The 8656-nt window shown below is 69.2% G+C and carries 9 protein-coding genes; 8 read left to right on the top strand and 1 reads right to left on the bottom strand.

The genetic code is table 11. From position 1 onward, the window contains the following. The first annotated feature begins 73 nt into the window (after positions 1–73). The 8 genes from BFF77_RS28135 to BFF77_RS28105 all read left to right on the top strand — a co-directional run bounded on the left by BFF77_RS28135 (position 74) and on the right by BFF77_RS28105 (position 6991). Positions 74–730: an HAD family hydrolase gene (locus BFF77_RS28135; RefSeq protein ID WP_066955278.1), complete on the top strand. Its 657-nt coding sequence runs from the start codon at positions 74–76 to the stop codon at positions 728–730. A 92-nt stretch (positions 731–822) separates the two neighbouring features. Next, entirely contained in the window at positions 823–2058 is a 1236-nt protein-coding gene (locus BFF77_RS28130) for an MFS transporter (protein ID WP_066955275.1), read from the top strand. Then, positions 2027–3199, top strand: coding sequence for an acetoin utilization protein AcuC (locus tag BFF77_RS28125; RefSeq protein WP_066955281.1), 1173 nt, complete (start codon positions 2027–2029; stop codon positions 3197–3199). Before BFF77_RS28130 ends, BFF77_RS28125 begins: the two co-directional genes overlap by 32 nt. Positions 3200–3289: 90 nt before the next feature. Then, positions 3290–4105 carry a phosphatase gene (locus BFF77_RS28120; protein ID WP_066955272.1) on the top strand — a complete coding sequence of 272 codons (816 nt, stop codon included), beginning with the start codon at positions 3290–3292 and terminating at the stop codon, positions 4103–4105. Positions 4106–4232: 127 nt separating this feature from the next. Then, complete coding sequence (locus BFF77_RS28115) at positions 4233–4445, top strand: helix-turn-helix domain-containing protein (RefSeq protein ID WP_014046653.1); 213 nt, start codon at positions 4233–4235, stop codon at positions 4443–4445. Between the two features lie 110 nt (positions 4446–4555). Continuing rightward, complete coding sequence (locus BFF77_RS33750; protein WP_003948845.1) at positions 4556–4654, top strand: 30S ribosomal protein bS22; 99 nt, start codon at positions 4556–4558, stop codon at positions 4652–4654. A gap of 167 nt (positions 4655–4821) precedes the next feature. Next, entirely contained in the window at positions 4822–5859 is a 1038-nt protein-coding gene (locus tag BFF77_RS28110) for an NAD-dependent epimerase/dehydratase family protein (RefSeq protein ID WP_066955269.1), read from the top strand. Position 5860: 1 nt separating this feature from the next. Continuing rightward, positions 5861–6991, top strand: a complete 1131-nt coding sequence (locus BFF77_RS28105; protein ID WP_066955267.1) for a lysophospholipid acyltransferase family protein — start codon at positions 5861–5863, stop codon at positions 6989–6991. A gap of 143 nt (positions 6992–7134) precedes the next feature. Here the strand turns inward: BFF77_RS28105 and BFF77_RS28100 are convergent, their stop codons facing one another. Next, entirely contained in the window at positions 7135–8358 is a 1224-nt protein-coding gene (locus tag BFF77_RS28100) for a DUF5667 domain-containing protein (protein WP_066955264.1), read from the bottom strand. Positions 8359–8656: the final 298 nt, after the last annotated feature.

The raw sequence follows: 8656 nt of genomic DNA, 5'->3' as shown, positions 1-8656 counted from the left end.
TAGGGGAATGCCCCGTACCAGAACTTCTGGTGCGGGGCATTCCTGCGTTCAGGGGTACGTCTAAAGTCGACGTATGCGCTATGAACTGATCATTTTCGACAATGACGGTGTCCTGGTCGACAGCGAGCCTCTGTCCAACACCATCCTGGCCGCGTATCTCACCGAGTTGGGGCATCCCACGTCGTACGAGGACTCTGTCCGCGACTACATGGGAGCTGCCGTGCATCGCGTCCACGATCTGATCGGAGAGCGGACGGGCCGGCGTCTTCCTGCGGACTTCGACGACACCCTGCACGCCCGTGTCTTCGCTGCCTTCGAGCGGGAGTTGGAGCCGGTCGAAGGCGTGGTCGCGCTCCTGGGCAAGCTGGTCGCCGACGGTGTGCCGTACTGCGTCGCCTCGTCGGGAAGCCATGAGCGCATCCGGGTGGGCCATCGCAGGACCGGGCTGGACCGGTGGTTCGAGGACCGTGTCATCTTCAGTGCCCAGGACGTCGGGCGGGGCAAGCCGGCGCCTGATCTCTTTCTCCATGCCGCCGAGCGGATGGGCGTCGCCCCCGCGCGTTGCGCCGTCGTGGAGGACAGCCCACTCGGGGTCGCCGCGGCCAGGGCGGCCGGGATGGATGTCTACGCGTTCACGGCGATGACGCCGGCCGAGAAGCTCGCCGGGGCCACCGGGTACTTCTCCGCCATGGCGGAACTGCCGGGACTGCTCGGCCGGTCCGCCATCTGATCCGCCCCTGAACCTCCGCCCCTGATCCGTTGCCGGATCCGTCGTGTGATCCACCTACCCAGAGGTAGCGGATCGCCCTACGCTGTCCGGCCATGACAGATGCGGCGGACGCGGCGGACTCCGGCTTGCGGCACGGCCGTGTCTCCCTGGCGCTGAGCTTCTTCGTCCAGGGAGTGACCTTCGCTCTGCTCGTGACGCGTATCCCCGCCGTCCAGGACCGGTACGGGGTGTCCGACGGGCTCCTTCCCGCCTTTCTCGCCGCTGTTCCCGTTCTCGCCGGTGTCGGCAGTGTCGCCACCGAGAAGCTGGTCGCCCGGGTGCGGCCGAGAGCGGTGCTGCGCTGGGCCCAGCCCGTCGTACTGCTGGCCCTGCTCGGTGTCGGAGCCGGTGAGGCGATGTGGCAGCTCGCCCTCGCCCTGGCGGCGTTCGGGGTCGCGGTCGGCGCGCTGGACGCGTCCATGAACATGCTCGGCGTCAGCCTTCAGCGGGCGTACGGGCGCAGCATCATGCTCGGCTTCCATGCCGTGTACAGCCTGGGCGGTATCGCCGGGGCCTCGCTGGCCTGGGCGGGTGCCCACTGGGATCTGCCGTTGCCGGTGTCGTATCTGCCGGTGGTGGCCGTCCTGCTGCCGGCCGCCCTGCTCGGGAGCCGTTGGTACGCGGACGGAGAGCGGAAGCCGGCTGACCGCCGTGATCCGGTCGCCGGCAGGGAGTCGGACGCCGGGGGACCGGTGGTGTTCAAGCTGCTGCTGCCGCTCTGCCTGGTGATGGCCTTCGCGTACATCGGCGACTCCACGGTGTCGAACTGGAGCGCCAAGTACGTCCAGGACGTGCTGGGCGGTTCGGAGGAGCTGGCGACTGTTCCGTACAACGCCTATATGGTCACCACACTGCTGGGTCGCGCGGTCGGGGACCTGGGTGTACGGCGGTTCGGGCCGGTGGCCGTCGTGCGGTGCGGGACCCTGCTGGCGGGCGCCGGGTTCGCGGTGGTGGCGCTGGCCCCGGGAGCGTGGGTGGGCGTCCTCGGGTTCACGATGCTGGGGCTCGGGCTGTGTGTGCTCGTGCCGCAGACGTTCGCGGCGGCCGGACGACTGTTTCCCGCCTCCAGCGACAGCGCGGTAGCGCGGCTCAACGTCTTCAACTACGTGGGATTTCTGATCGGATCGCCGCTGGTGGGAGTGCTCGGGGACGTGTGGAATCACCGTGGCGCGATGCTCGTACCCATGGCCATGGTTCTGGTGACTCTGGCGTACGCCCGCTCGTTCGGGACGGATCCGGCCCGATACGGTGGCGGGCATGAGCGGTCGCGCACGGTTGATGTGGGATGACGCGGTTACGGGATACGACTTCGGGTCCAGCCATCCGATGGATCCGGTACGGCTCTCGTTGACCATGGGATTGGTACGGGCCTACGGGCTCGACAGAGCGGTGGAGGTGACGGCCGCGCCCGCGGCCGGGGACTCGACACTGCGGCTCGTCCACCAGCAGGAGTACGTGGACGCCGTACGGCGGGTCTCGCTGGATCCGCGTGCCGCCGACGGGTCGTACGGCCTCGGCACGATGGACGATCCGGCCTTCGCGGGGATGCACGAGGCGTCGGCGCTGATCGCCGGGCTCTCGGTCGGGGCGGCGGAGGCGGTGTGGGACGGCGAGGCCGCGCACGCCGTGAACTTCGCGGGCGGACTGCACCACGCGATGCCCGGCTCGGCGTCCGGCTTCTGCGTCTACAACGACGCGGCGCTGGCGGTCGCCCGGCTTTTGGAGCTGGGCGCGGAGCGTGTCGCGTACATCGATGTGGACGTGCATCACGGGGACGGTGTCCAGACGGCGTTCTGGGAGGATCCGCGGGTGCTGACGATCTCGTTGCATGAGCATCCGCGAACGCTCTTTCCGCAGACGGGCTGGCCGGAGGAGACCGGCGGCGGTGCGGGTGCGGGCAGTGCGGTGAATGTGGCGCTGCCGGCCGGGACGGGCGACGAGGGCTGGCTGCGGGCGTTCCATTCGGTGGTGCCCGAGCTGCTGGCGGACTTCCGGCCGGAGGCTCTGGTGACCCAGCACGGCGCGGACACGCACTTCGACGATCCGCTGGCGCATCTCGCGGTGTCGCTCGACGCGCAGCGTGCGGTGCAGGCGTCCTGTCATGAGCTGGCCCACGAGTATGTCGACGGCGGGCGGTGGGTCGCGCTCGGCGGAGGCGGTTACGCGGTGGTGGACGTGGTGCCGCGGTCCTGGACCCATCTCGTGGGGATCGCCGGGCACGCGCCCGTCGAGCCGGAGTCGGTGCTGCCGGAGGCGTGGAAGAGCGAGGTGTACGCGCGGACACGGCAGTTGGGTCCGGGACGGATGACGGACGGGCGGACTCCGAGCTGGCGGTCGTGGGAGGACGGATACGACCCGGCGGACCGGCTGGACCAGTCGATCCTGGCGACGCGGAAGGCGGTGTTCCCGCTGCGGGGGCTGCTGGCCTGAGGCCGCCGGGCAGAGCGTCCGTTACGCCAACTGTGCGGTGAATCCGGGTTCCGGCCTCGGGCGGCCGCCCGAGGCGGAAGCATCGGGAGGGTGTTGAGCACCGGAGCGTTGCGGGCGCATCTGCTGGCGGCCGGGTTGGCCGGTCCCGTGGCCACCTCGCGCGAGGACAGTCTGCGCAGTTACCGTCTCTTCGCCGCTCGCGATCCACGGGTCATGCTCGGGATCGATCCCGGATGGGCATGGAATGAGCGGGAGTTGCTCAGTCTCATGGCCGACAGGTGCGGGGTCTCGCGCGATCCCGGTCAGGTGACGGGCACCGATGTGATCGACCCGGAGCGGACGCTGAGCGCGCTGGACGCGTTCGCCGAGCGGCTGCGTGTGGCCGCGGCGAGCGGTGCTCCGGTGCTGCTCGGTACGGGGCATCCGCGTCGGCTGCTCGGTTTCTACGCGGTTCTGGCAGACGCTTTGTCGGCGGCGGGATGTCTCGTACTCACCCCGGCGCAGGGGCGATGTATCGACATAACGACCCGGTTCGGCGTACGCATGTGCAACCTCGACTACGTACGGGGCGTCGCGCTGGTGCGGGAACCCGGCGTGCGAGGTGCAGGGCGTGAGCCCGGCGCACATACCCACTCGCCGCTGCCGGTTCGGGCGGTTCTGGAGACTCTGGCGGAGTCCGGCGGGCCGCTTCCCGGACTGGTCGTCGGAGACCACGGATGGGTCTGCGGGGCAGGTCAGCTGGGCATTGAGGCCATCGGGCCCGGCGGCACCGATGATCCCGCGCTGTTCGTTGGGGAGGCCGAGGGGCGCGTGTCCGTAGCCGTTCCACTTGCCGACACCGCACGGCCTTCTTCCTACCTGCCGCTCACGCGCTATGTACTCAATCGAGCGTGTCTGTCACAGTAGGCGGCCGAAGGCTGCTCCTCTTCCCCACTCGCATCACCCGCCCCTAGTCTGGATGTGAGCGCACAGCGACGAAGAGTTACCGGAGGGGAAGCCGGTGGCCGTCGGGTGCGGAAGGTACAGGTGGGTCATGGCTGCTGGCAGCGAGAGGCCTCTCAACGAGGTCAAGTTCCTTACCGTGGCGGAGGTCGCCTCGGTGATGCGAGTGTCGAAGATGACCGTGTACCGCTTGGTGCACAGCGGTCATCTGCCGGCGATCCGGGTGGGCAGGTCATTCCGGGTTCCGGAGCAAGCGGTTCACGAGTATCTCCGCGAGTCCTTTGTGGGGGTTGAGTCCGCGTAGGGAGTCCCTCGGATTACGTCCCTCACTCGGCGACGGGTAGGCTAGGCCGACGTAGGTCGTGTGGGCCCAGACGCCCCGCACCGAGTGAAGAGAAGTGAGCGAGGGTAGTCGTGGGCTCTGTTATCAAGAAGCGGCGCAAGCGGATGGCCAAGAAGAAGCACCGCAAGCTGCTCAAGCGCACCCGCGTTCAGCGTCGCAACAAGAAGTAAGCGGCGCTGTTCGCGCATTCGCGGCCCTTCCACCGACAGGGTGGGAGGGCCTCGGTGTTTGCCCGTACCGGTAAAAGTGCCGTGCGACGCGTCGTACGGTCACCGTCGCGCAATAGCGACCGGCTACGGTGACGCGTAGGGAGATTTTCCAGGGGAAGGCGCTGAGCGTGGGCAAGGTCGTGCTGGTGACGGGAGCGGCCCGGAAACTCGGCGGCCGTTTCGTACGGCGTGTTCAACGCGATCCCGGTGTCGACCGGGTGATCGCCGTGGACGCCGTGGCTCCCGCGCACCAGCTCGGCGACGCGGAATTCGTCCGGGCGGATATCCGCCGGCCCGCCATCGCGCGCGTGCTGGCGGAGCATGCCGTGGACACGGTCGTACATATGGATGTGACGGGTACTCCGCTGGGCACGGGCGGCCGGGCCACGGTCAAGGAGACCAATGTCATCGGCACGATGCAGCTTCTCGGTGCCTGTCAGAAGTCGCCGTCCGTGAAACGGCTCGTGGTCAAGTCCAGTACGAGTGTGTACGGGTCCGCGCCTCGCGATCCGGCGGTTTTCACCGAGACCACTCCGCCCAAGTCGCTGCCGAGTGGCGGCTTCGCCAAGGACGCGGTGGAGGTCGAGGGGTATGTCCGGGGCTTCGCGCGGCGCAGGCCCGATGTGGCGGTCTGCGTACTTCGTTTCGCGAACATCCTGGGGCCCGAGGCGGATTCTCCGCTCGCCGAGTATTTGTCACTGCCGGTTCTGCCGACGGTCTTCGGTTATGACCCGCGGTTGCAGTTCGTCCATGAGGACGATGTCATCGATGTGCTGATGATCGCCTCGGACGAGCCGCGGCGCTCCACGCTCAACAGCGGGACCTTCAATGTCGCCGGCGAGGGTGTGCTGCTGCTGTCGCAGTGTTCCCGGCGGCTGGGACGGCCCACGGTGCCCGTGCCGCTGCCCGCGGTGACCTGGGTCGGCACGGCGCTGCGTACGGTCGGGATGACGGATTTCTCACCGGAGCAGATCCGGCTGCTGACCCATGGCCGGGTGGTCAGTACCGACCAGATGCGCGAGACACTGGGTTTTGTGCCGACGTACTCGACCGCGGAGGCCTTCACGGACTTCGCCCGGAGCCGGGGTGCGGGGCTGCTGCCGCCCGAGGTCGTGGCCCGTACCGTGGACCGGCTCTCCACTCTCGTCAGCAAGGAGCGCACCTGACATGGCTGATGCCAAGGTCATCCCCTTCGGTGATGAACCGAGGTCGAGGCGTGGCTCCGCGGGCGGCCGGCGGCAGCATGCCAAGGACGGCGCCGCGAAGCGCTCGCAGGGGTCAGGGCCGGGCTCGGCGCAGGGCTCGGGAGCCGGCTCTGGCTCGGGTTCCGGCTCCGATTCCGGTCCGGTGCACGGTCCGGGCCCGGGCCGTACGCCGGGTCCGCTGAAGCCCGTTCCCGAGCGGGACGCGGGAGAGCCGGAGCCGAGGGAGCCGCGGGAGCGGGACGGTGACAGCGGGAGCGGCTGGGAGCGGCGGATCGCGGGCGGGCTGGCGTTTCTGCGCCGGCGGCTCACGGGCGAGTACGAGGTCGACGAGTTCGGCTACGACAAGGAACTCACCGACCAGGTCCTGATGTCGCTGATCCGGCCGCTGTACGAGAACTACTTCCGGGTCGAGGTGAAGGGCATCGAGAACATCCCGTCGGACGGCGGGGCGCTCGTGGTGGCCAATCACTCCGGGACGCTGCCGCTGGACGGGCTGATGATGCAGGTCGCCGTCCATGACAACCATCCGGCGGAGCGGCATCTGCGGCTGCTCGCCGCCGATCTGGTCTTTGTGCTGCCCGTCTTCAACGAGCTGGCGAGGAAGGCCGGGCACACGCTGGCGTGTGCGGAGGACGCGGAGCGGCTGTTGCAGCGCGGTGAGGTCGTCGGGGTGATGCCGGAGGGCTTCAAGGGCATCGGGAAGCCGTTCGGTGACCGCTACAAGCTCCAGCGCTTCGGGCGTGGCGGATTCGTCTCGACGGCGCTGCGGGCGGGAGTGCCGATCGTGCCCTGTTCGATCGTGGGCGCGGAGGAGATCTATCCGATGATCGGCAACGCGCGGACGCTGGCGCGGCTGCTGGGCATTCCGTACTTTCCCGTCACGCCGACGTTTCCCTGGCTGGGGCCCTTGGGGCTGCTGCCGCTGCCGACGAAGTGGACGATCCAGTTCGGCGAGCCGATTCCGACGGACGGCTATCCGCCGGAGGCGGCGGAGGACCCGATGCTGATGTTCAACCTGACGGATCAGGTCCGTGAGCAGATCCAGCACACGCTGTACAAGCTGCTGGTGCAGCGGCGATCGGTGTTCTTCTGAGGCGTTCGGCGGCGGGTGTCGCCGGACGGCACATACGTTTCTGACGGGCAGTGGGCCCGGTGACAGCAGTGGGCCGGCCGACGGCGGACATCAGGCGCGGTACTCCCTTCCGGGAGCGCCGCGCCTGACTCATACCGCCCGTCTCACTCCGCGTCCTCGGCCCTGATGCCCAGTCCTGGCAGCAGATCCGGCAGCAGAGGCGGGATCGTGACATCCGGCCCTGGACGCTCGGCACCGTTCTGGTTCTCGGACGGCGACGGGGTGGCACTGTTCTGCGGAGGGTCGAACAGTCCGCCCGTACCGCCGCCGAGCAGACCTTCCTCGGACTCGCTCTCCGCGTGCCGGCCCGGCGGGTGCGGCTGGTCGCTGGGGTGCGGGCCGCCTCTGTCCGTACTCGGTGAGCTGGGCGAGGGACGGTCGGGCCGGCCCGTGTCGGTGGAGTCCTGTGTGGCGCCGGGGCGGGTGGTGGTGCCCTGGCGTTTCTCCGGGGCGCGCGGCAGCAGCGACTGGAGCGGCGCGACCTCTTCGTCTATGGCGTCGAACACCGAGCTCACTTCGTCGCTGACATCCGTGAGCTGGACGGGCAGCCGTTCGCGCAGTCCGTTCCAGGTCTTGCGGTGCGAGGACGAGAACGAGGAGAGCGTGGCGATCGGGCCGAGCGAGCCGTCCCGTTCGTATGCCTGGTGGAGCAGGCGGTGGCCCTCCGACGCGTCGTGTTTCATTCCGCTCAGGGTGCGCCGGATCTCGGCCATGGATTCATGGTCGAGCCGGCCGGAGCGGCCCCGTTCCAGCAGCCGCCGGGCCTCGCCGAGCCGGGTCGAGGCATGGTCGAGATAGAGCTCGCCGCGGTCGGACTCGCCGTCCGCCAGATTGAGCTTGAAGTCCTCCATGCCGCGCTTCAGCCCGTACAGCGAGTCGCCGGGCAGGGCGTCGGAACTTGCGGCCGCCACCCCGCCGAACGCGCCCGCCGCCACGCCGACGGTCAGCCCGCCGGCCGCGAGGCCCTTGGACCAGCGGGATCTGGGGCGCAGTCTCCGGAGCCGTGAGGCCCGGTGGGCACCCCGGCCGGAGGTCCGTTGCTCAGGCACCGTAGGGCCCGGAGACACCCCCCCGGTAGCTGTGCCCTCCAGCAGCATGGCCTCCATGGCTGCCACGAGCTGCGCTCGCTGCACCACTTTGACCTCGGGGTCCAGCGTGGGTTTCGGCAGTTCGCCGAGGCCCTTCGCCAGAGCCAACAGCCGCCCCTGTTCGGCCGGTTCGGCCGACTCGGCGGGCTGTTGTCCGGCCGCCGCGCCCTGGACCGTCTGGTCTTCCAGGGCCTGGGCGAAGGCGTTCGCCCGCCGGTGTGCCGAAACGTTCGCGATCACTGGCGGCACCTCCTCTCGTCATGACGATCGACTCCCCTGGGGGTCCGGAAGGTTGCACGCCTTGAGCACATCCACACAAGTGAGTGAGTGGCTGCGGGCATGGCGTGACCGCAGGGAGCCTGCACCCGCACAACGAGCGGCGCGGCACTTGGGTTACGCGCGAAGGATGATCCGACCAGAGCGTCATCGAGGCGTCACCGACGGTGAGTTGAGGCCGTGGTGAGAGGCACGGAGGGTGTACGAGGGGGGTGTCCGGTGTCCGTGGAGGGCGCGGTGCGCGGAGTGGGGGGTACGGGAC

Origin of the sequence: Streptomyces lushanensis (assembly GCF_001700515.1) — a bacterium.
GTDB lineage: Bacteria > Actinomycetota > Actinomycetes > Streptomycetales > Streptomycetaceae > Streptomyces > Streptomyces lushanensis.
This window is presented reverse-complemented; position numbering and strand designations above follow the sequence as displayed.